General features: G+C 71.2%; 19 protein-coding genes and 1 tRNA gene. 14 read left to right on the top strand and 6 right to left on the bottom strand.

What is annotated here, in order from left to right; genetic code table 11:
* From kdpA to CP975_RS06590, 3 genes are read left to right on the top strand one after another with little or no spacing between them, the layout of a single operon-like run.
* Positions 1-1,665, top strand: a complete 1,665-nt coding sequence (gene kdpA / locus CP975_RS06600; RefSeq protein WP_055529788.1) for a potassium-transporting ATPase subunit KdpA — start codon at positions 1-3, stop codon at positions 1,663-1,665.
* Positions 1,662-3,797, top strand: coding sequence for a potassium-transporting ATPase subunit KdpB (gene kdpB, locus CP975_RS06595; protein WP_055529790.1), 2,136 nt, complete (start codon positions 1,662-1,664; stop codon positions 3,795-3,797). The genes kdpA and kdpB overlap by 4 nt, the downstream gene beginning before the upstream one ends.
* 7 nt (positions 3,798-3,804) lie before the next feature.
* Positions 3,805-4,485, top strand: a complete 681-nt coding sequence (locus tag CP975_RS06590) for a potassium-transporting ATPase subunit C (protein WP_055529792.1) — start codon at positions 3,805-3,807, stop codon at positions 4,483-4,485.
* Between the two features lie 168 nt (positions 4,486-4,653).
* On the opposite strand, the gene CP975_RS06585 is transcribed toward CP975_RS06590, so the two are convergent.
* Positions 4,654-4,741, bottom strand: a tRNA-Leu gene (locus CP975_RS06585).
* A gap of 170 nt (positions 4,742-4,911) precedes the next feature.
* On the opposite strand from CP975_RS06585, the gene CP975_RS06580 reads away from it, so the two are divergent.
* The 3 genes from CP975_RS06580 to CP975_RS06570 all read left to right on the top strand — a co-directional run bounded on the left by CP975_RS06580 (position 4,912) and on the right by CP975_RS06570 (position 7,604).
* Positions 4,912-6,255: a M20/M25/M40 family metallo-hydrolase gene (locus CP975_RS06580; protein ID WP_150476660.1), complete on the top strand. Its 1,344-nt coding sequence runs from the start codon at positions 4,912-4,914 to the stop codon at positions 6,253-6,255.
* A 190-nt stretch (positions 6,256-6,445) separates the two neighbouring features.
* Positions 6,446-6,679 carry a chaplin ChpH gene (gene chpH / locus CP975_RS06575; protein ID WP_055529794.1) on the top strand — a complete coding sequence of 78 codons (234 nt, stop codon included), beginning with the start codon at positions 6,446-6,448 and terminating at the stop codon, positions 6,677-6,679.
* Positions 6,680-6,815: 136 nt separating this feature from the next.
* Positions 6,816-7,604 carry a chaplin gene (locus CP975_RS06570; protein WP_055529796.1) on the top strand — a complete coding sequence of 263 codons (789 nt, stop codon included), beginning with the start codon at positions 6,816-6,818 and terminating at the stop codon, positions 7,602-7,604.
* 105 nt (positions 7,605-7,709) lie between these two features.
* Here the strand turns inward: CP975_RS06570 and CP975_RS06565 are convergent, their stop codons facing one another.
* Entirely contained in the window at positions 7,710-7,898 is a 189-nt protein-coding gene (locus CP975_RS06565) for a DUF5703 family protein (RefSeq protein ID WP_030778823.1), read from the bottom strand.
* Between the two features lie 47 nt (positions 7,899-7,945).
* Between CP975_RS06565 and CP975_RS06560 the strand changes: the two genes are divergently transcribed.
* Positions 7,946-8,785, top strand: coding sequence for a hypothetical protein (locus CP975_RS06560; RefSeq protein WP_167532670.1), 840 nt, complete (start codon positions 7,946-7,948; stop codon positions 8,783-8,785).
* An 82-nt stretch (positions 8,786-8,867) separates the two neighbouring features.
* Here the strand turns inward: CP975_RS06560 and CP975_RS06555 are convergent, their stop codons facing one another.
* Positions 8,868-11,093, bottom strand: a complete 2,226-nt coding sequence (locus CP975_RS06555) for a helix-hairpin-helix domain-containing protein (protein WP_055529798.1) — start codon at positions 11,091-11,093, stop codon at positions 8,868-8,870.
* Positions 11,090-12,070: an aldo/keto reductase gene (locus tag CP975_RS06550; RefSeq protein ID WP_055529800.1), complete on the bottom strand. Its 981-nt coding sequence runs from the start codon at positions 12,068-12,070 to the stop codon at positions 11,090-11,092. The genes CP975_RS06555 and CP975_RS06550 overlap by 4 nt, the downstream gene beginning before the upstream one ends.
* 177 nt (positions 12,071-12,247) lie before the next feature.
* Between CP975_RS06550 and CP975_RS06545 the strand changes: the two genes are divergently transcribed.
* Both CP975_RS06545 and CP975_RS06540 read left to right on the top strand, forming a co-directional pair.
* Positions 12,248-13,303 carry an LLM class F420-dependent oxidoreductase gene (locus tag CP975_RS06545; protein WP_055529801.1) on the top strand — a complete coding sequence of 352 codons (1,056 nt, stop codon included), beginning with the start codon at positions 12,248-12,250 and terminating at the stop codon, positions 13,301-13,303.
* A 236-nt stretch (positions 13,304-13,539) separates the two neighbouring features.
* Positions 13,540-14,328 carry a hypothetical protein gene (locus tag CP975_RS06540; RefSeq protein WP_055529803.1) on the top strand — a complete coding sequence of 263 codons (789 nt, stop codon included), beginning with the start codon at positions 13,540-13,542 and terminating at the stop codon, positions 14,326-14,328.
* A gap of 46 nt (positions 14,329-14,374) precedes the next feature.
* On the opposite strand, the gene corA is transcribed toward CP975_RS06540, so the two are convergent.
* Complete coding sequence (gene corA / locus CP975_RS06535; protein WP_055529805.1) at positions 14,375-15,373, bottom strand: magnesium/cobalt transporter CorA; 999 nt, start codon at positions 15,371-15,373, stop codon at positions 14,375-14,377.
* Positions 15,374-15,434: 61 nt separating this feature from the next.
* Between corA and CP975_RS06530 the strand changes: the two genes are divergently transcribed.
* The 5 genes from CP975_RS06530 to CP975_RS06510 all read left to right on the top strand — a co-directional run bounded on the left by CP975_RS06530 (position 15,435) and on the right by CP975_RS06510 (position 22,167).
* Positions 15,435-16,121, top strand: a complete 687-nt coding sequence (locus tag CP975_RS06530; RefSeq protein ID WP_055529807.1) for a histidine phosphatase family protein — start codon at positions 15,435-15,437, stop codon at positions 16,119-16,121.
* An 87-nt stretch (positions 16,122-16,208) separates the two neighbouring features.
* Positions 16,209-16,799 carry a DUF3090 domain-containing protein gene (locus CP975_RS06525; protein ID WP_030778808.1) on the top strand — a complete coding sequence of 197 codons (591 nt, stop codon included), beginning with the start codon at positions 16,209-16,211 and terminating at the stop codon, positions 16,797-16,799.
* Complete coding sequence (locus CP975_RS06520; protein WP_055529809.1) at positions 16,763-17,584, top strand: SCO1664 family protein; 822 nt, start codon at positions 16,763-16,765, stop codon at positions 17,582-17,584. The genes CP975_RS06525 and CP975_RS06520 overlap by 37 nt, the downstream gene beginning before the upstream one ends.
* 123 nt (positions 17,585-17,707) lie before the next feature.
* A complete protein-coding gene (gene mshC, locus CP975_RS06515) occupies positions 17,708-18,937 on the top strand; it encodes a cysteine--1-D-myo-inosityl 2-amino-2-deoxy-alpha-D-glucopyranoside ligase (protein ID WP_055529811.1) in 1,230 nt (409 codons plus the stop codon).
* Between the two features lie 173 nt (positions 18,938-19,110).
* Positions 19,111-22,167 carry an NPCBM/NEW2 domain-containing protein gene (locus CP975_RS06510; RefSeq protein ID WP_055529812.1) on the top strand — a complete coding sequence of 1,019 codons (3,057 nt, stop codon included), beginning with the start codon at positions 19,111-19,113 and terminating at the stop codon, positions 22,165-22,167.
* A gap of 102 nt (positions 22,168-22,269) precedes the next feature.
* Here the strand turns inward: CP975_RS06510 and CP975_RS06505 are convergent, their stop codons facing one another.
* A complete protein-coding gene (locus tag CP975_RS06505; protein ID WP_055529813.1) occupies positions 22,270-22,881 on the bottom strand; it encodes a hypothetical protein in 612 nt (203 codons plus the stop codon).
* Between the last annotated feature and the right edge of the window lie 8 nt (positions 22,882-22,889).

Genomic DNA, 22,889 nt, shown 5'->3' with positions numbered 1-22,889 from the left:
ATGAGCCCCGTCCTTGCCGGCGTGCTCCAGCTGCTCGCCCTGATCGCGGCCCTCGCCCTGGCGTACCGCCCTCTCGGCGACTACATGGCCCGCGTCTACAGTTCGAAGAAACACCTGCGCGCCGAAAAGTGGATCTACAAGGCCATCGGCGCCGACCCCGACGCCGAGATGCGCTGGACCGCGTACCTGCGCGGCGTCCTCGCCTTCTCCGCGGCCGGCGTCCTCTTCCTCTACCTGCTCCAGCGGCTCCAGGGCTCGCTGCCCGGCTCGCTCGGCTTCACGTCCATCGACCCGGACCAGGCCTTCAACACCGCGGCCTCGTTCGTGGCGAACACCAACTGGCAGTCGTACTCCGGCGAGCAGGCCATGGGCCACGTCGTGCAGACCGCCGGGCTCGCCGTACAGAACTTCGTCTCGGCGGCGGTGGGGATCGCCGTGGCGGTGGCACTCGTACGCGGCTTCGCCCGCTCCCGCACCGGTGAGCTGGGCAACTTCTGGGCCGACCTGGTGCGCGGCGTCGTCCGCATCCTCCTGCCGGTCTCCGTGCTCGGCGCGCTCGTCCTGGTCGCCTGCGGCGCCCTCCAGAACTTCGCCGGGATCCACGAGGTCGGCCAGTTCCTCGGCGGCAGCCAGCAGTGGAACGGCGGCGCGATCGCCTCCCAGGAGGTCATCAAGGAGCTGGGCACGAACGGCGGCGGCTACTTCAACGCCAACTCCGCCCACCCCTTCGAGAACCCCAACCCGATCTCGAACCTCTTCGAGATCTTCCTGATCCTCGTCATCCCCTTCGCGCTGACCCGCACCTTCGGCAGGATGACCGGCTCCCTCAGGCAGGGCTACGCGATCCTCGCCACGATGGCGACGATCTGGCTCGGCTTCACCGCGCTGATGATGTGGACCGAGTTCCACCACGGCGGCCCGGCGTTCGACCTGGCCGGCGGGGCGATGGAGGGCAAGGAGACCCGCTTCGGGATCGGCGGCTCGTCGATCTTCGCGGTGGCCACCACGCTCACCTCCACCGGCGCCGTGAACTCCTTCCACTCCTCCTACACCGGCTTCGGCGGCGGCATCGAGCTGCTCGGCATGCAGCTCGGCGAGATCGCCCCCGGCGGCACCGGCTCCGGCCTCTACGGCATGCTCATCATGGCGATCATCGCGGTGTTCATCGCGGGCCTGATGGTCGGCCGTACACCGGAGTACCTGGGCAAGAAGATCGGCACCCGCGAGATCAAGCTGGCGGCCTGCTACATCCTCGTCACCCCGGCGCTCGTCCTCGGCTTCACCGCCGTGTCGATGGCGCTGCCCACGCCCAAGGACTCGATGCTCAACTCCGGGGCGCACGGCTTCTCCGAGATCCTGTACGCCTTCACGTCCGGCGCCAACAACAACGGCTCGGCCTTCGGCGGCCTGAGCGCGGACACGAACTGGTTCAACACCACGATCGGGCTCGCCATGCTGCTCGGCCGCTTCCTGCCGATGGTGTTCGTCCTCGCGCTCGCCGGTTCGCTGGCCGAGCAGACTCCGGTCCCCAAGACCGCGGGCACCCTGCGCACCGAGAAACCGCTCTTCACCGGGTTGCTGGTCGGCACGATCATGATCATCACCGGTCTGACCTACTTCCCCGCGCTCGCGCTGGGACCGCTTGCCGAGGGGCTGGCGTCATGAGCACACACACGAAGAAGTACGGGACCGACGAACCGGCCCCCACCCCCGCCCCGCACCCGGACGTGCCCGTCGGACACCGGCCCGCCGGCGAGGGCAAGGTCGGCGCGGGCCTCTTCGACCCCGCCCAGCTGCTGAAGTCCCTGCCCGACGCCGTGCGCAAGCTGCACCCGCGCGTCATGGTCAAGTCACCGGTCATGTTCGTGGTCCTGATCGGCTCGGTGGTCACCACCGTCCTCGCGGCTCTGGACCCGGGGGACTGGTTCGGCTGGGCGATCACCGTCTGGCTCTGGCTGACCACGCTCTTCGCCAACCTCGCGGAGGCCGTCGCCGAGGGCCGTGGCAAGGCGCAGGCGGACACGCTGCGCAAGGCCAAGACCGACACCGTCGCGCGCCGCCTGACCGGCGACGCCGAGGAGAACGTCCCCGGCACCGAGCTGCGCGTCGGCGACCTGGTGGTCTGCGAGGCGGGCGACATCATCCCCGGCGACGGTGACGTCGTCGAGGGCGTGGCCTCCGTCGACGAGTCCGCCATCACCGGCGAGTCGGCCCCCGTCATCCGCGAGTCCGGCGGCGACCGCTCCGCCGTCACGGGCGGTACGAAGGTCCTCTCCGACCGCATCGTCATCAAGATCACGACGAAGCCCGGCGAGACGTTCATCGACCGCATGATCAACCTCGTGGAGGGCGCGGCCCGCCAGAAGACGCCCAACGAGATAGCCCTGAACATCCTCCTGGCGTCCCTCACCATCGTCTTCCTGCTCGCGGTGGTGACCCTGAAGCCCTTCGCGATCTATGCCGGGGCCGACGACCAGACCTCCCTCATCGTCCTGACGGCCCTGCTCGTCTGCCTCATCCCGACCACCATCGGCGCGCTGCTCTCCGCGATCGGCATCGCGGGCATGGACCGCCTGGTGCAGCGCAACGTCCTCGCCATGTCGGGCAGGGCGGTAGAGGCCGCGGGCGACGTGTCGACGCTGCTTCTCGACAAGACCGGCACGATCACGCTGGGCAACCGCCAGGCCGCGGAGTTCGTCCCCGTCGCCGGGACGACGGCGGCGGAGGTCGCCGACGCCGCCCAGCTCTCCTCGCTGGCCGACGAGACACCCGAGGGCCGCTCCATCGTCGTACTCGCGAAGGAGAAGTACGGCCTGCGCGAGCGCCACCAGGGCGAGCTGACCGGCGCCGAGTGGGTGGCGTTCACGGCACAGACCCGCATGTCGGGCGTGGACGTGGACGGCCGCAAGGTCCGCAAGGGCGCGACCGGTTCGGTCATCGCCTGGGTCGAGGAGCGCGGGGGAGAGGTCGCGAAGGATGCCCAGGAACTCACCGACACCATTTCGCAGGCTGGTGGCACGCCGCTGCTGGTGGCTCTGGAAGACGCTCAGGGGGCCCGGGTCCTCGGCGTGATCCACCTCAAGGACGTGGTCAAGGAGGGCATGCGCGAGCGCTTCGACGAGCTGCGCCGCATGGGCATCAAGACCGTGATGATCACGGGCGACAACCCGTTGACCGCCAAGGCCATCGCGGACGAGGCGGGTGTGGACGACTTCCTCGCCGAGGCCACGCCCGAGGACAAGATGGCGCTGATCAAGCGGGAGCAGGCCGGCGGCAAGCTGGTGGCGATGACGGGCGACGGCACGAACGACGCCCCGGCGCTCGCGCAGGCGGATGTGGGCGTGGCGATGAACACCGGCACCTCCGCCGCCAAGGAGGCCGGCAACATGGTCGACCTCGACTCCAATCCGACCAAGCTCATCGAGATCGTCGAGATCGGCAAGCAACTCCTCATCACGCGGGGCGCGCTGACGACGTTCTCCATCGCCAACGACGTCGCGAAGTACTTCGCGATCATCCCGGCCATGTTCGCGGTGGCGTACCCGTCGCTGGACAAGCTCAACATCATGGGCCTGACCTCCCCCGAGTCCGCGATCCTCGCCGCGGTGATCTTCAACGCGCTGATCATCGTCGCGCTGGTGCCGCTGGCTCTGAAGGGCGTGCGGTACCGGCCGATGAGCGCCGACCGGATGCTCCGGCGCAACCTCGCCGTCTACGGCCTCGGCGGACTCGTCGCCCCATTCATCGGCATCAAGATCATCGACGTACTCCTCTCCCTCATCCCCGGAATCGGCTGACGCGACCATGAACAACTCCGTAGGAAACACCGCCCGCCTGCTCGGCGCGGGCCTGCGCGCCCTGCTGGTCCTCACCGTCATCTGCGGCATCCTCTACCCGCTCGCGGTCACCGGCGTGGCCCAGACCCTCTTCCACGACAAGGCGAACGGCTCCGAGATCAAGGCCGACGGAAAGGTCGTCGGCTCCGAACTCATCGGCCAGCGCTACGACCTGCCCCTCAAGAAGGGCCAGGACACACCCGAGCCCGACCTGAGGTGGTTCCAGCCGCGCCCCGCCAACGGCCTCGGCGAGAACAGCGTCAACACCCGGTACAAGCTGCTCCTGTCCGGCGCCACGAACCTGTCGGGCGACAACAAGGACCTGATCAAGCAGGTCAAGGCGGCCAAGGCAGCGGTCATCAGGGACAACTCCACCGCGGCCCACAAGGTCAAGCCCTCCGAGGTCCCCACCGACTCGGTCACCTCCTCGGCCTCGGGCCTGGACCCGCACATCTCCCCGGCCTACGCGGACCTCCAGGTCCACCGCGTGGCGGAGAAGAACCACGTGAGCGCGGCGAGGGTCCAGAACCTGGTCGACGAGAACACCGAGCAACGAACCCTCGGCTTCCTGGGGGAGCCGAGGGTGAACGTCCTGCGCCTGAACATCGCCCTCAGGGAACTGACGACGCGGGGCGGCGACGGCTCCTGACCACGAAGAAGGCCCCAGTTCGATGGACTGGGGCCTTGTGGCCGAGACGGCGATGCGGAGCGAGGTGCTGGGCGTCCCTGGCGTCGGCCCGAAAAAACGGACCTTTCTGCGCGATGGGTTACCCCGCCCCCAGAAAAGCAAAAGACCCCAGATCAACTGGGGTCTTGCTGGTGTCCGAGGGGGGACTTGAACCCCCACGCCCGATAAAGGGCACTAGCACCTCAAGCTAGCGCGTCTGCCATTCCGCCACCCGGACCAGGTGTCTGTCTTCGCGGGGTGTTCCCCGCGGCGACACAGAGAACATTACCAGGCCTCCGGGGGTCCTCGATCACCCCTCCGCCCACCATGAACGGCTGATGACGACGCGTGCCCGGCCTTGGGAGCGGAGCCGGGGAGAGAGAGGATGAGGGGGACCACCAGCAGCGAATGCGGGAGGAGCCCAGCGTGAGCGGGTCCAGCACGGGCAAGGCCGTCACCGGTGAGGACGAGGTCGTCGACCTCTGTCGCGAACTGATCCAGATCGATACGAGCAACTACGGCGACCACTCGGGCCCGGGGGAGCGCAAGGCCGCCGAGTACGTCGCCGAGAAGCTCGCCGAGGTCGGCCTGGAGCCGAAGATCTTCGAGTCCCATCCCGGCAGGGCCTCCACCGTGGCGAGGATCGAGGGCGAGGACCCGTCGCGGCCCGCGCTGCTCATCCACGGCCACACCGACGTCGTACCGGCCAACGCCATGGACTGGACGCACCACCCCTTCTCCGGGGAGATCGCGGACGGCTGCGTCTGGGGCCGCGGTGCCGTCGACATGAAGGACATGGACGCGATGACCCTCGCGGTCGTCCGTGACCGGATGCGCAGCGGCCGCAAGCCCCCGCGCGACATCGTCCTCGCCTTCCTCGCCGACGAGGAGGCCGGCGGCACGTACGGCGCGCGCTACCTCGTCGACAACCACCCCGGCCTCTTCGAGGGGTGCACGGAGGCGATCAGCGAGGTCGGCGGCTTCTCGTTCACCGTCAACGAGAACCTGCGGCTCTACCTCGTCGAGACGGCCCAGAAGGGCATGCACTGGATGAAGCTGACGGTGGACGGCACAGCCGGCCACGGATCGATGATCCACAAGGACAACGCGATCACCGAGCTGTCCGAGGCGGTCGGGCGTCTCGGGCGGCACAAGTTCCCCGTACGCGTCACCAAGACGCTGCGGCACTTCCTCGACGAGCTGGGCGACGCCCTCGGCACCGAGCTGGACCCGGAGAACATGGACGAGACGCTCGCCAAGCTCGGCGGCATCGCCAAGCTCATCGGCGCCTCCCTCCAGAACACCGCCAACCCGACGCAGCTCGGCGCCGGGTACAAGGTGAACGTGATTCCCGGTCAGGCCACGGCGCACGTCGACGGCCGCTACCTGCCGGGGTACGAGGAGGAGTTCCTCGCCGACCTGGACCGCATCCTCGGTCCGAACGTCCGGCGCGAGGATGTGCACGCGGACAAGGCGCTGGAGACGACGTTCGACGGCGCGCTCGTCGACGCCATGCAGACGGCCCTGCGGGCGGAGGACCCCATCGCGCGCGCCGTGCCGTACATGCTCTCCGCGGGCACGGACGCCAAGTCCTTCGACGACCTCGGCATCCGCGGCTTCGGCTTCGCGCCGTTGAAGCTGCCGCCGGAGCTGGACTTCGCGGGCATGTTCCACGGAGTCGACGAGCGGGTCCCGGTGGACGGTCTCAAGTTCGGTGTCCGCGTGCTCGACCGTTTCATCGACGCTTCCTGACGAATTCCGGCCGTGGGCAGGCCGGGAAACGTCCCCTTTGCGTGCTGAAACGACTCTCCCATAATCGTCAGTGCGTACGTACGTGCCTGAGAAGGGTGAAAGGGGCCCTCGGCTCGTAGCTCTCCGACCCCCTCCTCGTTACAGGTGGTGCAGTCCGCGGCTGGGACTGCATTGCCAACAAGGAGGAATAATGATCAAGAAGGTCGTCGCTGCTGCGGCTGCCACTGGTGGTCTCGTGCTCGCAGGTGCGGGCATCGCCGCTGCCGACGCCGGTGCCCAGGGTGCCGCCGTGAAGTCTCCCGGTGTGGTTTCGGGCAACGTTGTCCAGGTGCCCGTGCACGTGCCGGTGAACGCCTGTGGCAACACGGTCAATGTGATCGGGCTGCTGAACCCCGCCTTCGGCAACACCTGCATCAACAAGTGACGTTGTGCCTCACCCCTTGAGGGTCTGAGTCGGTCGGCCCCGGAGTGCACGCCATGTGCTCCGGGGCCGACGGGCATTCCACGTCCGGGCGAGCACGTCCGTACGTACTTCGGAAGGTAAAAGGCAGGGAACAGCTATGCGACAGGTCACGCGTAAAGGCCTGATCACCGTGGCGGCAGCGACCGGCGTACTCGCCGCGACCGGCGGCTACGCACACGCGGACTCGACCGCCCAGGGGGGCAGTTCGAACTCGCCGGGTGTGCTCTCGGGCAACTCCGTACAGGCTCCCGTTGACGTCCCCGTCAACGTGTGCGGCAACACCGTGAACGTCGTCGGGGTCCTCAACCCCGCGGCGGGCAACAAGTGTGTGAACGCCTCCGGCAAGGGCGGCGGTTCGCACAAGCCGGGCGGCGGGGCCAAGGCCCAGGGTCACGCCAGCGACTCACCCGGCGTCGGCTCCGGCAACGACGTCCAACTGCCGGTGGACGTGCCGGTCAACGTCTGCGGCAACAGCGTCACCGTCGTCGGTCTCGCCAACCCGACCACCGGGAACGGCTGCGCCAACGAGTCCGGCAGGACGACTCCGCCGGGCCACGAGAAGCCCCCGACGGAGCCCGGACACCCGGGGAAGCCGGAGGAGCCGGGCAAGCCGGGCAAGCCCGGGAAGCCGGGTGACCCGGGGAAGCCGGAGCACCCCGGTAAGCCGGAGGGTCCGGGCAAGCCGGGCACGCCCGGTAAGCCTCACGACCCGGTCGACCACGCCAAGCCGAACCACCCGGGCACGCAGACCGTCACCCAGCCCAAGGGGACCTCGCAGCTCGCGGAGACCGGTAGCTCGCTGCCCATCGGCATCGCGCTGCCGGCCGGCGCGGGCGTGCTGCTCGCGGGCGCCGTGCTGTACCGGAGGGCGCGGGCGGCCGCCTGAGCCACCGGCGTCCGAGAGCGGAACGGAGCGGGCCCCGCCGTAGCGGGGCCCGCTCCGTTCCTTCCGTCGTCCCGGGCCCGACGGCTCAGCCCGGTCGGACCGGGCTCACCAGGTGGCCCGCACCTGGCGGATGATCCGCCGCCTCAGCCGCACACGGCGGCTGCCGTCGGGATGCAGACTCAGTCGGTCCAACTCCCAGTGTCCGTACTCAGCGTGGTCCGTCAGCAGACGTGTGGCTTCCTTGCGGGTGACCCCGCGCGGTACGTACACGTCGACAAATTCGTATTCCGGCATCGCATCTATTGTGCGGGCATGGGCCCGGTACGGATAGCGTCTGCACTATGTCTGATGCTGCGCAGCCCACCGCTGCCGAGGTACGTGCCGCCGCCGAGGCGGTCAAGACCGCGCTCGACCGCCACCTGGCCGCGGTCGAACGCAGGTCGGGCGAGGACGATCCGGCCGTGTACGAGGCGTTCAACGAACTCGCCGCGGCCGCCGAGGAGTACGACGAACTCCTCTACGACCGCTACGACGAGGTCACCCCCTTCGAGATCCCCGGCACGGAGGACGCGCTGCCGCCGTACCAGGGGCCGGACGAGGCGAACGCCCTGAGCGTGCTGATCCGCCGCGACTACGCCGTGGCGGAGCCGCCGCGGCTCCTCGCCCAGGCCCAGCGGGTCGCCGGCCTCGACGCGGGCGGGCAGGGCGGCGCAGGCCCGGCCGATACGGTGCACGGCGCCCTCGGCGTCCTCTTCGGCGAGTTCGAACCGGACGAAATCGCCTCACGGCACAAGGAGTTCGGCCTGGAGGAAGGCGACTCCACGCTCTGGGTCACCGCGGCGGACACCCCCGCCGAGCCGGGGGAGTGGCTGGACGCGCCCTTCGACCAGGCCGACCCGCACCGGGTGGTGTGCCGCTTCGACGTCAGCGCGGTCTTCGACGACGAGTTGGACGCCGACGGTCTCGACGGTCTCGACGGTCTCGACGCGGACCCCGACATCGACCCGGACCTCGCGGTCCCTCTCGACGAGGTCGATGAGATCGATGAGCTGGACGAAGTCGACGTGACCGAGGGGGCGGAAGAGGCGGGCGAATCAGAGGAATCGGGCGGACCGGGCAGGCCGGGCGCATCGGGCGAGGCCGGCCGGGCGGGCCGGGGCGTCCGGGGAGCCGGTCGCTGACGGTCGTCGCTCACGGCCCGGCAGGCGCGCCGCTCCTTACGGGGTGGCGCGCCTGCTCGTGGCCCGTGCGCGCGGGCGCCGCTCAGGCGGCCGCCGAGGGCACCTGCGGGCGCAGCAGCGTCCGCAGGCGTGTCGTGCGGTCCTTCCAGAGGCGCTCCGCCACCGCCCGCGGCAGGGCCGCCTCGACGCCCTGCACGACCGACAGATGCCGCTCGCCGCGGCTGAACGCCGTGTAGACCCACGGCCGCGTGAGTGACTGCGCGGCGTCGCCGGGAAGCACCACGACCACCGCGGGCCAGCGCAGCCCCGCCGCCTGGTGCGCCGTGAGCGCCCAGGCGTGCCGCACCTCCTGCTCGACCCGCTCCTTGCGTACGAGGACGGGGGCGCCGTCGCACTCCAGGTGCAGCCCCTCCGCGTCGGCCCGCACCACACGGCCGAGCGTCGTGCGGCCCGCCGCGGGGACGTGGGCGACCCGGTCGCCGGGGTCGAAGCCGCCGAACCGGCCGGGGCCTGGATTCAGCCGTTCCTTCAGCGCGGCGTTGAGCGCGCGGGTGCCCGCGGCGCCGCCGTGCCCGGGCGTGATGACCTGCGTCTGCTCGGCGGGCACGCCGATCGCCCTCGGCACCGAGTCGGCCACGAGCTGCACGGTGCGGTGGATCGCCTCGGGGGCGTCGCGCACCGGGACGAGCACGACCTCCTTGCCGGGCGCCTCGACCTGATGCAGCTCGCCGATGCCGATGCCGGACGTCAGCTCCCCGAGGGGGCCCGGGTCCGGGGTGCGCGAGACGATCTGCGGGCAGCAGCGGGCGGCCACGAGGTCCGCGAAGACCCGCCCCGGGCCGGCCGACCACAGCACGCCGGGGTCGCCGCTGAGCACCAGGCGGGCGCCGTCCGGCAGGGACTCCACCAGCATCGCGGCGGTCTCCACGTCCAGCTGCGGGGCGTCCAGGACGACCAGGAGGTCCAGCGCGAGGGCGCCGTCGGCGTCGCGACCGGGGCCCTGCTCGCCGGAGAGCAGCCCCGCCACCGTCACGGCGGCCTCCTCCAGGCCGGGGGCCCGCGCGAGGCGGCGCCGTCCGCCGGCGCTGTGGGCGGCGGCGCACACCCGAAGGCCCAGCGCCGCGGCCGCGGTCACCAGCGCGGCGGGCTCGGCGCGCGCGGCCTCCCCGCCCGAGTGCAGCACGAGGCCGTGCCCGGCGGCGGCGCGGATCAGCTCGGCCGCGGAGCCGGACGCACGCGCCGCGGCGGCCTCCCACTCGGCGGCCTCGGGGCCCGCGTCGCCTTCCTTGGGCAGGGAGTTGATGACCCTTGCGAGCCCGTCGGCGAGGCTCTCCTCCGCCATGGCGTACCGCTCGAGGCCGATCAGGACGCGGACCGGGCGCTCCTGCTCGCCGTCCGCGCCGTCGTCCCCGTCCTGCGCGCCCTCGCCGTCCGCGCGCTGGACCGGCACCTCGGCCTCTTCGAGGGCGTCCTGGAAGACCAGGGCGTCCCCCTCGGCCAGGGCGCTCTGCACGGCGGCGTCCGGATCCGGCACCGCGCGCTGCCCCAGCGCGGCGCTCAGCGCGGAGGCGTCCAGCGCCGTGTGCCCCGCGACCGCCGCCTGCTCCAGGAGCCAGACGGTGATCGCCCTGCCCCTGCGCTCGTCGTCCGGCCCGCACGCGGAGCCCAGCAGCGCCCTGGCGAACCCATCGGCCTGCTCGGGCCGCACACCGCCGACCCGCAGCAACTGCCAGGGGTCGGCCCGCAGCTGCTCATCGGCGCCCTCGCCGAGCGCGGCCGCCGTGGCCGCGGCCAGCGCGGGCGGCGCGCCTCCCTCGGCGAGCACGGCGCCGACCGCCTCGACGGCCTCCCGCGCGGGCTCCGCCGCCGCAGGCCGCCGCGGGCGTACGGGCTCCTGGGCGGGCGACGGGGCGGGCCTGCGGCGCTCTGGCTCCGGCTCCCGGAACGCGGTGGCGACGGGCTTCTCGCCGCTCTCCACGGCGCGCACGGCCGCCAGCAGGTCGGCGGCCGTCCCGCTCAGCTTCGCCCCCGCCTCGATCGGCCCCTCCCTCGAGGCCTTGCGCTGCTCGATCCGCTCCCGCAACTCCCGCTGCGCGGCGATCTCCGCCTCGGTCTCGGACAGCTCGGCCGTGCCCTCGGCGGGGCTCTCGGCCGTGCCGTCGGCGGCAGCCTCGGTGGCCTCCGAAGCGGTGGTCCCGCCCTCCGGCCCGGCCTCGGAGTCCCGCTCGGCCTCGCCCCGGACCTCGACCTCGGCCCTGGTCTCGACCTCGGCCTCGGGCTCCTCCGCGGCGGCGGGTTCCGTACTCACAGCGTGCTCCAGTCGTGATCGGGATAGCGGTGCACGGGCGCCGACACATCGTCGAGCGCCCGGCAGATCTCGTCAGGAAGACTAAGGGTCTCCACTGACAATGCGGCCGTGAGCTGCTGCGCGTTGCGCGCGCCGACGATCGGGGCCGTCACACCGGGGCGGTCCCGCACCCACGCGAGGGCGACCTGGAGCGGGGTCGCCGCGAGCCCGTCGGCGGCTGTCGCGAGGGCGTCGACGATGCGGCCGGCCGCGTCGTCGAGGTACGGCGCGACGAAGGGGGCCATGTGGTCGGAGCCGCCGCGCGAGTCGGCCGGGGTGGCGTGGCGGTACTTCCCGGTGAGCACGCCCCGGCCGAGCGGCGAGGAGGGCAGCAGACCCACCCCCAGGTCGACGGCCGCGGGCAGCACTTCGCGCTCGATGCCGCGCTGGAGCAGGGAGTACTCCATCTGCGTACTGGCGATGCGGGTGCGCGCGCCCGGCACCGCCAGCTGCCAGGTCGCGGCCTTGGCGAGCTGCCAGCCGCAGAAGTTGGAGACTCCGGCATAGCGGGCGCGGCCGCTGCTGACCGCGATGTCGAGGGCCTGCAAGGTCTCGTCCAGGGGTGTTCTCGGGTCGAAGGCGTGCACCTGCCACAAGTCCACGTAGTCCGTGCCGAGGCGGGCGAGGGAGGCGTCGAGGGCGGAGAGCAGATGGCCACGCGAGCCGTCGAAGCGCCGCTCGGGATCGGGCACGCTGCCCGCCTTCGTGGCGATGACCAGATCGCGCCGGGGCACGAGCCGCTCGATCAGGCGGCCGAGCAGATACTCGCTCTCCCCGTCGCCGTACACATCGGCGGTGTCGACGAGGGTGCCGCCCGCCTCCCAGAACACCTTCAACAGATCGGCGGCGTCGGTCTCCTCCGTGTGGCCCCAGGTGAGGGTGCCGAGTCCGATCCGGGACACACGCAGGCCGGTCCGGCCGAGATGCCTCTGCTCCATGGGCGCGAGATTACTGGCCGGGCCCCGGCGGCGGGCGGGCCTGTGGACAAACCGGCGACTGTGGAGAACCCGGTCACCCCCGGGCCCCTCCCGCGCCCCTGACGGATCGGGCGTCCGCGCGCTACAGTCCCCGGCACAGGGACGTTACTCATGAGTACAGCGGTTAGGGGATCGGCCATGCAGCTCGGTATCAACCTCGGCTACTGGGGCGCCGGGATGGACGCGGACAATCTCGCGGTCGCCAAGGAGGCGGACAGGCTCGGCTACGCGGTCTGCTGGGCGGCGGAGGCGTACGGCTCGGACGCCGCGACGGTGCTGTCCTGGGTGGCCGCGCAGACCGAGCGCATCGACATCGGGTCCGCGATCTTCCAGATCCCGGCGCGCCAGCCCGCGATGACCGCGATGACGGCCGCCACCCTCGACTCGCTCTCGGGCGGCCGGTTCCGGCTCGGCCTCGGTGTCTCGGGCCCGCAGGTCTCCGAGGGCTGGTACGGCGTGAAGTTCGACAAGCCGCTGGCCCGCACGCGCGAGTACGTCGACATCGTCCGCAAGGCGATGGCCCGCGAACGCCTCACCCACGAGGGGGAGCACTGGACGCTGCCGCTGCCCGGCGGCCCCGGCAAGCCCCTCAAGCTGACCGTCCACCCCCAGCGCGAGCACATCCCGCTGTACATCGCCGCGATCGGCCCGAAGAACCTGGAGCAGACCGGCGAGATCGCCGACGGAGCCCTGCTGATCTTCCCGGCCGCCGAGCACCTGGAGGAGACCGCGCTGCGCCACCTGCGCGCCGGGCGCGAGAAGGCCGGCAAGACCATGGACGGTTTCGACGTCGTCCCGACCCTGCCGATCGCGGTCGGCGGCGACGACCGGATCGACGCCCTCGCGGACATGTTCCGGCCCTACACCGCGCTGTACGTCGGCGGCATGGGCAGCCCCAAGCAGAACTTCTACAACCAGCTCGCGCGGCGCATGGGGTACGAGAAGGAGGCCGCCGAGATCCAGGACAAGTACCTGGCGGGCGACAAGGAGGGCGCGGCCGCAGCCATCCCGCAGCAGCTGATCGACTCGACGGCGCTGCTCGGCTCCGTGGAGCGGATCGCCGACCGGATGCAGGCCTACGCGGCGGCCGGTGTCACCACGCTCACGCTGTCGCCCGCCGGCTTCACGCTGGAGGAGCGGATCGCCGCGCTGCGGGCCGGTACCGAGGCGCTGGAGCGGGCGGGTCTGGCCTGACGATTTCCGCGGCCGTGGTGGGGGCTCGGGGGGTCTTCCCCGCCACGGCCGTCACGGGACACAACGCGTCACGCGGCCCGTCGGTTACGGCCTGTACCGCCTGATGGCCGCAGCCGCCGTCATTCGTTCGGCGGAGGCGGCCGGTATGCCCGTTGCTCCGGGGCGAACCCCGCACGTTGACTCCTTCCTCGCGGAGGTTCGCATACAGGGCGAACCGGGGCATGGAGGTGTCAGTGATGTTGTCGGCCAGAGGTGTCTTCGAGGAGATCCTCGACAACGACGAGTCGTTCCGGCTCTTCTGCTCCATCGCCGCCAGCGGCGAGGCCCAGGGAGGCTGGGAGAACCGCCGCATCGCCGCGCTCGTCCCGGCCGACGAACGCGCGCTCGCCCCCAAGATCGCCCGGCACGGCGCGGACGAGGACAAGCACGGCCGGATCTTCCACGCGCTGCTGAAGAAGCGCGGCCTGCGGCCCGTCGAGGTGCCGCACGAGACCGACTACACGATGCTCCTGGAGAAGCACGGCATCGGCCTCGCGCACGAACAGCTGAAGTCCGACCTGCCGCTGACGGTGCGGGACGTCGTCACGTATCTCGCGCACAGCAGGGTCACCGAGCAGCGCGCCTCCGAACAGATGCGGCTGCTCCTCAAGAACTTCGCCGACCACCCGGACCTCGGCCGGGCGGTCCGGATGATCTCGAACGACGAGGACAACCACCTGGCGTACTGCCACGAGGAGTTGCTGCGCTTCGCCGCCGCCGGTCACGGCCACACCATCCAGCGCACCCTGCGCGAGTGCGCGCTCGCCGAGATCCGCGTCCACCGCGATGTGAGCCTCGCCGTGATGGACCGCATGGGGCACATCCTGGCCTGGCCCCACACCAAGCGCAGGGTGCTCGCGGCGGGCATCCACGCCGTGTACGCGTACGAGCGGATGGGCGGCTGGCGGCGGATGGTCTCCCTGAAGCTCCCCGAGCGGCGCGACGCCCTGGGCGGGCCCGCGGCCCCGGCCCCCGAATTCGCCTAGGTACCGGCCGCGTCCGCTACGAGGGCGTCCGCTACCAGGACGTCCCCTACATCCATCCCCGGTGTTTGAACATGCGGTACAGGATTACTTCGAGGACGGCCATCAGGACGATCACCGCCGGGTAGGTCCACCGCCAGTGCAGCTCCGGCATGTGGTCGAAGTTCATGCCGTAGACCCCCGCGATCATCGTGGGGACCGCCGCCATCGCCGCCCAGGCCGAGATCTTGCGCATGTCGTCGTTCTGCCGCACGCTCATCTGCGCCAGATGCGCTGACAGGATGTCCGAGACCAGGCGGTCCAGGCCCTCCACCGATTCGTTGACGCGCGTCAGGTGGTCGTTGACGTCCCGGAAGAAGGGCTGCGCCGTCTCGTCCACGAAGGGCACGGGCGGCCCGAAGGGGCCCGCTCCGGAGAGGCGTGCCAGCGGCAGCGACAGGGGGCCGGTGGCCCGGCGGAATTCGAGGATCTGCCGCTTGAAGTTGTAGATCCGGGACGCCGTGTGGCGCGAGCCGCCGCCGTCCGGTGAGAAGACCTCCGTCTCCAGGACCTCCAGGTCGGCCTGCAACTCGTCGGCGACCTCCAGATAGTGGTCCACGGTGGCGTCGGCGATCGAGTACAGGACCGCGGTGGGGCCGTGCTTCAGGACGTCCGGGTCGGCTTCGAGCCGGTGGCGTACGGCGCCGAGCGGGGCGCCCTCCCCGTGGCGGACGGTCACCACGAAGGAGTCGCCCATGAAGATCATGACCTCGCCGGAGGAGACGGCGTCGCTGTCCGGCTCGTACACGACCGGCTTGAGGACCATGAACAGCGAGTCGTCGTAGACCTCCAGCTTGGGCCGCTGATGGGCCTTGAGGGCGTCCTCCACGGCCAGCGGGTGCAGCCCGAACTCCTCGCTGACCTTGTCGAACTCCGCCTCCGTCGGCTCGTGCAGGCCGATCCAGACGAACGACTCGTCGGCGGTCCGCGCCTCGTCGAGGGCGTCGGAGAAGTCATGCGGGCCCTCGCGGCGACGACCCTCTCGGTAAATGGCACAGTCGACAATCACACTGCGCAGTGTTCCCAGTCACCCCGTAGGTATCACCTTCCCGGCACTTAGGGTGGACCGTATGCCCACGCTGATCCTCGTCCGGCACGGACGCTCCACCGCCAACACCGCGGGTCTGCTCGCCGGGTGGACCCCCGGCGTGGCCCTCGACGAGCGCGGCGCCGCACAGGCCGCAGCGCTGCCCGCCCGGCTGGCCGCCGTGCCCCTCGCCGAGGTCGTCACGAGCCCCCTCCAGCGCTGCCGCGAGACCGTCGCGCCGCTGCTCGCGGCCCGCCCCGGGCTCCAGGCGCACACCGAGGACCGCATCGGCGAGTGCGACTACGGAGACTGGTCGGGCCGCAAGCTCGCCGAGCTGGCCGACGAGCCGCTGATGGAGGTCGTACAGCAGCACCCGTCCGCCGCCGCGTTCCCCGGCGGCGAGTCCATGCGGGCCATGCAGACGCGGGCCGCCGAGGCGGTACGCGAGTGGAACACGCGCGTGGAGCGTGAGCACGGCGAGGACGCCGCCTACCTGATGTGCTCGCACGGGGACATCATCAAGTCCCTCGTCGCGGAAGCGCTCGGGCTGCACCTCGATCTGTTCCAGCGCATCTCCGTAGAGCCCTGTTCCGTCACCGTCATCCGTTACACCCGGCTGCGCCCCTTCCTCGTACGCCTCGGGGACACCGGTGACTTCGCCTCCCTCGTGCCCCGGGAGGTGCCTCCGGGCGGCGACGCCACGGTGGGAGGCGGTGCGGGCGCACCGTGATCGTCGCCCGCAGTAGGGTGAAGCGGTTGAAGCAGCCCTCTTGCAGTTGAAACACCCCTCTTGCAGTCGATCCAATGGAGACAGGACGTGTCCCGTCAGGTGTTCCTCTACGACCCCCCGGAGCGTTTCGTCGCGGGAACGGTCGGGCTGCCCGGACGGCGTACGTTCTTCTTGCAGGCCTCGGCGGGCGTCAGGGTGACCAGCGTCGCCCTGGAGAAGACCCAGGTGGCCGCGCTCGCCGAGCGCATGGAGGAGCTGCTCGACGAGGTCGTGCGCCGCAGCGGGGGCAATGCCGCCGTACCGGCCGTCGCGCCCGCCGAGATCACCGACAGCGCGCCCCTCGACGCCCCGGTGGAGGAGGAGTTCCGCGTCGGCACGATGGCCCTCGCCTGGGACGGCGAGGAGGAGCGGATGATCGTCGAGGCACAGGCCCTCGTCGAACTGGACGCCGACTCCGAGGACGACCTCGCAGAGGCCGAGGAAAGGCTCCTCCAGGACGAGGAGAACGGCCCGCCGATGCTGCGCGTGCGCCTCACCGGGGCGCAGGCCCGCGCCTTCGCCAAGCGCGCCCTCGACGTCGTGAACGCGGGCCGCCCGCCGTGCCCGCTGTGCAGCCTCCCGCTCGACCCGGAAGGACACGTATGCCCGCGCCAGAACGGATACCGGCGGGGAGCGTGACCGCGGACCCCGTCACGCTCCTCACGCACGGGGAGCTGACCGTGCGCGGGCAGATCCGTGAGGCCTCGAACGCGGTGCTCTACTGCACGGTCGCGTACGAGGGCGAGGAAGCCGCCTGCGTCTACAAACCGGTCGCCGGGGAGCGGCCGCTGTGGGACTTCCCCGACGGCACGCTCGCGCAGCGCGAGGTCGCCGCGTACGAGGTGTCGCGGGCCACCGGCTGGGACCTCGTGCCGCCCACCGTCCTGCGCGACGGGCCCTACGGCCGGGGCATGTGCCAGCTGTGGATCGAGCCCTCCGGGGACGAGGCGCTGCTCGCCCTGGTCGACGGCGACGAGCCCGACGACGGCTGGAAGGCGGTCGGGCGCGCCCAGGTCGACGAGGAGCGCACCGCACTGCTCGTCCACGCCGACGACGCCCGGCTGCGGCGGCTCGCGGTCCTCGACGCGGTGATCAACAACGGCGACCGCAAGGGCGGCCATCTGCTGGCCGCGGACGGACGCCTCTACGGCATCGACCACGGCGTCACCTTCAACGCCGAGGACAAGCTGCGCACGCTGCTGTGGGGGTGGGCGGGGGAGCCGCTGACCGGGGAGGCCGTCCAGGTCCTCCAGGGCCTGCGGGACGCGCTCAAGGAGGGCGCCGCCCTCGCCGAAAGGCTCGCCGGGCTCATCACGGCCGCGGAGATCGAGGCACTGCGCGCGCGGGTGGGGTCCCTCCTCGCGTCCGGGCGCCACCCCGAGCCGTCCGGCGAGTGGCCCGCGATCCCCTGGCCGCCCGTCTGAGGCCCTCGGAGCGGCCGCCCGTCGAGCCCCTCGGAGCCCCGCCGGCCACGTTCGGAGCGCCTCCGGCCACCATTCGATGATCCCCACTCGTATGCGGACGCCCCGTCCGGTTAGGCTCAGGGCATGCATGCCTGGCCCGCTTCTGAGGTCCCCGCCCTTCCTGGCAAGGGCCGCGACCTCCGGATCCACGACACCGCGACCGGTGGACTCGTCACCCTCGACCCCGGTCCCGTCGCCCGTATCTACGTCTGCGGCATCACTCCGTACGACGCGACCCACATGGGTCACGCGGCGACCTACAACGCGTTCGACCTCGTGCAGCGCGTGTGGCTCGACACCAAGCGGCAGGTTCACTACGTCCAGAACGTGACCGACGTGGACGACCCGCTCCTGGAACGCGCCAACCGTGACGGCAAGGACTGGGTCGAGCTCGCCGAGGGCGAGACCGCTCTGTTCCGCGAGGACATGACCGCGCTGCGGCTCCTGCCGCCGCAGCACTACATCGGAGCCGTCGAGGCGATACCCGGCATCGTGCCGCTCGTCGAACGCCTCAGGGACATGGGCGCCGCCTACGAACTGGAGGGCGACGTCTACTTCTCCGTGGAGTCCGACCCGCACTTCGGTGAGGTGTCCGGGCTCGACGCCGCCGCCATGAAGCTGCTCTCCGCCGAGCGCGGCGGCGACCCGGAGCGGCCGGGCAAGAAGAACCCGCTCGACCCGATGCTGTGGATGGCGGCCCGCGAGGGCGAGCCGAGCTGGGACGGTGCATCCCTCGGGCGCGGGCGGCCCGGCTGGCACATCGAGTGCGTGGCCATCGCCCTCGACCACCTGGGCATGGGCTTCGACGTGCAGGGCGGCGGCTCCGACCTCGCCTTCCCGCACCACGAGATGGGCGCCTCGCACGCCCAGGCGCTGACCGGCGAGTACCCCTTCGCCAAGGCCTACGTCCACGCGGGCATGGTCGCCCTGGACGGCGCGAAGATGTCCAAGTCCAAGGGCAACCTCGTCTTCGTCTCGAAGCTGCGGCGCGACGGCGTCGACCCCGCGGCCATCCGCCTCGCCCTCCTCGCGCACCACTACCGCGCGGACTGGGAGTGGACCGACTCCGTCCTCACCGAGGCCGTCGAGCGGCTCGGGCGCTGGCGCGCGGCCGTGTCCCGCCCTGACGGGCCCGCCGCCGAGGCGGTCGTCGAGGAGATGCGGGAGGCTCTCGCCAACGACCTGGACGCGCCGGCCGCGCTGGCCGCCGTCGATCGCTGGGTCGGTCTTCAGGATGCCGAGGGCGGTACGGACGAGGGGGCGCCCGGGGTGGTGTCGCGGGCCGTCGACGCGTTGCTCGGCGTGGCCCTGTAGGTCTGCGTCGGCTCGGTCTGTCGCCCTTCGGGCTCGTCCTCAATCGCCGGACGGGCTTTGATTCTCGTCCCGGCGGGCTTGGGTCCGCACCTTGCACGGGCCGCTCCGGAAGTCCAGGAGCGGCCCAGTAAAGTCCATGGCCCCGGGGCCCGTTGACGCGCTAGACCTCCCGCATGAGATCTCCTACGCGCTTAAGAGCGGCCGTCGGTGGTGTCCTGTTGGGGCTGCTCGCGGTGTTCGCCGTGCCCGGCGGCGAGGCCGCGCGGGCCGCCGACGAGACCACCACCGTCGGGGACGTCACCGGGTTCGATGCCGAGGGGGGCGTTTACCGGCTGACCGCCGGTGCCGCCGTCGCCCGCGTCAGCTTCGTCTCCGCGGAGACCTTCCGCATCGAACTCGCCCCCGACGGCACGTTCACCGACCCCACGGGCAAGGACATCGTCCTGCCCCAGGGGAAGGTGCCGCGCACCAAGTGGAGGGAGAAGGGCGACCGTTACGAGCTGAGCACCTCCAAGGTGACGCTGCGCGCCTACAAGTCGCCGCTGCGCTTCGCCCTGTACCGCGCCGACGGCACCCGGGTGTGGGCCGAGACCAAGGGCCTCACCTGGACGAAGGACACGACCACGCAGAGCCTCGCGCGCGGCGCCGACGAGCAGTTCTACGGAGCCGGGATGCAGAACGGCCGCGGCAACACCTCGCACCGCGGCAAGAAGGTCGAGGTCAGCGTCGACTACGAGTGGAACGACGGCGGGCACCCCAACTCCGTGCCGTTCTACCTCTCCACGGCCGGTTACGGCGTCTTCCGGAACACCTACGCCCCCAACACCTACGACTTCGCGGAGCCCGTGACCGCCACCGCGAAGGAACAGCGCTTCGACGCCTACTACTTCGCGGGCAAGGGCGACGATGCGGCCAAGGACGTCATCGGGCAGTACACCCGGCTCACCGGCAAGCCCTTCCTGCCGCCCGTCTACGGCATGGAGATCGGCGACGCCGACTGCTACCTCCACAACGCCAACCGCGGTGAGCGGCGCACCCTGGACTCCCTCAAGGTCGCCGACGGCTATGTCCAGCACGACATGCCCAACGGCTGGATGCTCGTCAACGACGGCTACGGCTGCGGCTACGAGGACCTCCCCGAGACCTCCAAGGGCCTCGCCGAACGCAAGATGAAGATGGGCCTGTGGACCGAGGACGGCCTCGAAAAGATCGCCGAGCAGGTCAAGGCGGGCCAGCGCGTCGCCAAGCTGGACGTCGCCTGGGTCGGCGACGGCTACAAGAAGGCGCTGGACGGCTGCAAGGACGCCTACAAGGGCATCGAGGACCACAGCGACGCCCGCGGTTTCACCTGGGCCCCAGAGAGCTGGTCCGGCGCGCAGCGCTGCGGCGTGCAGTGGTCCGGCGACCAGAGCGGCAGCTGGGAGTACATCCGCTGGCAGATCCCCACCTACGCCGGGTCCACCATGTCCGGCCTCGCCTACACGACCGGTGACGTCGACGGCATCTTCGGCGGCAGCCCCAAGACGTACGTACGCGACCTCCAGTGGAAGATGTTCCTGCCGGTCACGATGACGATGGACGGCTGGGCCGCCAGCGACAAGCAGCCCTTCCGCTACGGCGAGCCGTACACCTCCATCAACCGCAGGTACCTGAAGCTGCACGAGTCACTGCTGCCCTACCTCTACTCGTACGCCCATGAGGCGACGAAGACCGGGGTGGGCGCCGTGCGTCCGCTGGCCCTGGAGTACCCGGACGACCCGAAGGCCCCGACCGACGCCGCCAAGTACGAATTCCTGACCGGCGAGGACTTCCTCGTCGCACCCGTCTACAAGGACACCGCCACCCGCGACGGCATCTACCTGCCGAAGGGCACCTGGACCGACTACTGGAGCGGGCGCATCTACCGGGGCCCCACCACCGTCGACGGCTACAGCGCGCCCCTCGACACCCTGCCGCTGTTCGTCAGGGGCGGCGCGAGCGTGCCCATGTGGCCCGGCGGAATACGCTCCTACGAGGACCGCGAAGCCGACTCGCCGCTCGCCTGGGACATCTACCCGCAGGGGAAGTCCTCCTTCGAGCTGTACGAGGACGACGGCGTGACCCGGCGCCACCGCGCAGGCGAGTACGCCACACAGCGCGCCGACGTGCGGGCACCGCGCTCCGGAGCGGGCGACGTCAGCGTGCGGATCGGCGCGAGCGAGGGCGAGTTCAAGGGCAAGCAGAGCAGCAGGCCCTACGCGTTCACGCTGCACACCGGGGACGCGCCGAGCCGCGTCGAGCTGGACGGACGCGCGCTGCCGCGGCTCGCGTCCAAGGGCGCGTACGAGAAGGCCGGGCGGGGCTGGTTCTACGACCGGGACGACCGCGGCGGCGTGGTGAAGGTCAAGACGCCTTCTCTGCGGACCGGCCGCGCCTTCGAACTGACCCTCGACGACACAAGCGCCGTCGGCGGTGCCGTGCCCGGCGCGGCCGCCACCGTCGGTGTGCCCGCGGGCCAGGAGCTCGGCGCGGGCACGCCGGGCAAGGTCGCCGTCGACGTCACGGCGGGCACGAAGGACGCCACCGACGTGGACGTCACCCTCGACGCGCCCGGGGGATGGACCGTCGCCGCCACGAAGACCGGGCGGATCCCGGCGGGCACCACGCGCCGCGTCGAGGTGGCCGTCACCCCGCCCAAGGGCGCGGACCCGGGCGAACAGCCGCTCACCGCGACCGCCCGCTACCGCTCGGCAGGCCAGGACCGCACCGCCCTCCAGCGGTTCGCGCTCGGTGTGATGCCCGAGGCCCCCGGCAAGGACACCTGGGCGAGCGACATGGTGTGGCTGAAGTCCACCAACGGCTACGGTCCCGCCGAACGCGACCGCAGCAACGGCGAGTCGGGCGCCGGCGACGGCCGCACACTGACCCTCGCCGGAAAGACGTACGAGAAGGGGATCGGCACGCACGCCAACTCCGTCATCGAGGTCTATCCGGGCGGACGCTGCTCCGCGTTCACCGCCGACGTGGGCATCGACGACGAGATCAACGGCTACGGAGAGGTGGCCTTCTCGGTCGAGGCCGACGGCAAGGTGCTGTGGACCTCGCCGAAGGTGACGGGCGCGTCGGCGACCGTCCCGGTGGACGTCGACGTGCGCGGAGCCCGGCACGTGGAGCTGAAGGTGACGGACACCAACGGGTCCAGGAGCGGGGACCACGCGGACTGGGCGGCGGCCCGGTTCACCTGCGCGTAGACGCGGTCGACCGCGCGCGGGCGCAAGGGAGCGGCGCCGGGCGGGGAACCCTCCGCCCGGCGCCGCCGTGTGTTCACGCGAGGCGCGCGACTCGCGTGCGGGTCACTTGCTGACCACGATGGCCAGCAGGTACGACGGGTTGGCGGAGTCGTAGTAGCCGATCACCTGGTGCCCGAAGGCGAACGCCCTCTGGACCTCGTCGTGGGTGTGCGGGCTGGGATCGATGAACGCCCTCCAGGTGTCCTCGATGTACAGATAGAGGGTCGACGCCTGGCCCGGAAGGGGCTCGACGACGTCCCAGAACGCCGTCGCCACGTTCGACGCGAGCGCCTGCGTGGAGATCTCGGGCGCCTGCGCCTGCGGGATCTGCTGCTGCTCCTGGCCGAACTGCTGGAGCAGTTGCTGGAACGGCTGCTGCTGCCCGAGCTGCTGGATCTGCCGGTGCAGCTGCGGCGGGATCTGCTGCGTCCCCTGGCCACCGGACTGCATGCCCTGCCCCTGCATGCCCTGCCCCTGCATGCCCTGCCCCTGCATGCCTTGTCCCTGCATGCCCGGCTGCTGCCCTTGGAAGCCCTGCTGGCCCTGGATGCCCTGCTGGGGACCGAACTGCTGTCGGCCCTGCTGCTGCCCTTGCTGCTGTTCCTGCTGCGGCGGGGCTGTGCTCGGGCCCTGGTGCTGCTGTCCCGACTGACTCATCTGCGGGGTGGTGCTCATGCGGGTGC

The organism is Streptomyces alboniger (assembly GCF_008704395.1).
Taxonomy (GTDB): Bacteria; Actinomycetota; Actinomycetes; order Streptomycetales; family Streptomycetaceae; genus Streptomyces; species Streptomyces alboniger.
The sequence above is the reverse complement of the archived record's forward strand: the minus strand, read 5'-3'. Positions and strand labels throughout refer to the sequence as shown.

What these genes read in the sequence shown, in the direction of transcription:
- kdpA (WP_055529788.1), top strand. Translation starts at nt 1, where the DNA reads ATGAGCCCCGTCCTTGCCGGCGTGCTCCAGCTGCTCGCCCTGATCGCG.
- kdpB (WP_055529790.1), top strand. Translation starts at nt 1,662, where the DNA reads ATGAGCACACACACGAAGAAGTACGGGACCGACGAACCGGCCCCCACC.
- CP975_RS06590 (WP_055529792.1), top strand. Translation starts at nt 3,805, where the DNA reads ATGAACAACTCCGTAGGAAACACCGCCCGCCTGCTCGGCGCGGGCCTG.
- CP975_RS06580 (WP_150476660.1), top strand. Translation starts at nt 4,912, where the DNA reads ATGCGGGAGGAGCCCAGCGTGAGCGGGTCCAGCACGGGCAAGGCCGTC.
- chpH (WP_055529794.1), top strand. Translation starts at nt 6,446, where the DNA reads ATGATCAAGAAGGTCGTCGCTGCTGCGGCTGCCACTGGTGGTCTCGTG.
- CP975_RS06570 (WP_055529796.1), top strand. Translation starts at nt 6,816, where the DNA reads ATGCGACAGGTCACGCGTAAAGGCCTGATCACCGTGGCGGCAGCGACC.
- CP975_RS06565 (WP_030778823.1), bottom strand. Translation starts at nt 7,898, where the DNA reads ATGCCGGAATACGAATTTGTCGACGTGTACGTACCGCGCGGGGTCACC.
- CP975_RS06560 (WP_167532670.1), top strand. Translation starts at nt 7,946, where the DNA reads ATGTCTGATGCTGCGCAGCCCACCGCTGCCGAGGTACGTGCCGCCGCC.
- CP975_RS06550 (WP_055529800.1), bottom strand. Translation starts at nt 12,070, where the DNA reads ATGGAGCAGAGGCATCTCGGCCGGACCGGCCTGCGTGTGTCCCGGATC.
- CP975_RS06545 (WP_055529801.1), top strand. Translation starts at nt 12,248, where the DNA reads ATGCAGCTCGGTATCAACCTCGGCTACTGGGGCGCCGGGATGGACGCG.
- CP975_RS06540 (WP_055529803.1), top strand. Translation starts at nt 13,540, where the DNA reads ATGTTGTCGGCCAGAGGTGTCTTCGAGGAGATCCTCGACAACGACGAG.
- CP975_RS06530 (WP_055529807.1), top strand. Translation starts at nt 15,435, where the DNA reads ATGCCCACGCTGATCCTCGTCCGGCACGGACGCTCCACCGCCAACACC.
- CP975_RS06520 (WP_055529809.1), top strand. Translation starts at nt 16,763, where the DNA reads ATGCCCGCGCCAGAACGGATACCGGCGGGGAGCGTGACCGCGGACCCC.
- mshC (WP_055529811.1), top strand. Translation starts at nt 17,708, where the DNA reads ATGCATGCCTGGCCCGCTTCTGAGGTCCCCGCCCTTCCTGGCAAGGGC.
- CP975_RS06510 (WP_055529812.1), top strand. Translation starts at nt 19,111, where the DNA reads ATGAGATCTCCTACGCGCTTAAGAGCGGCCGTCGGTGGTGTCCTGTTG.
- CP975_RS06505 (WP_055529813.1), bottom strand. Translation starts at nt 22,881, where the DNA reads ATGAGCACCACCCCGCAGATGAGTCAGTCGGGACAGCAGCACCAGGGC.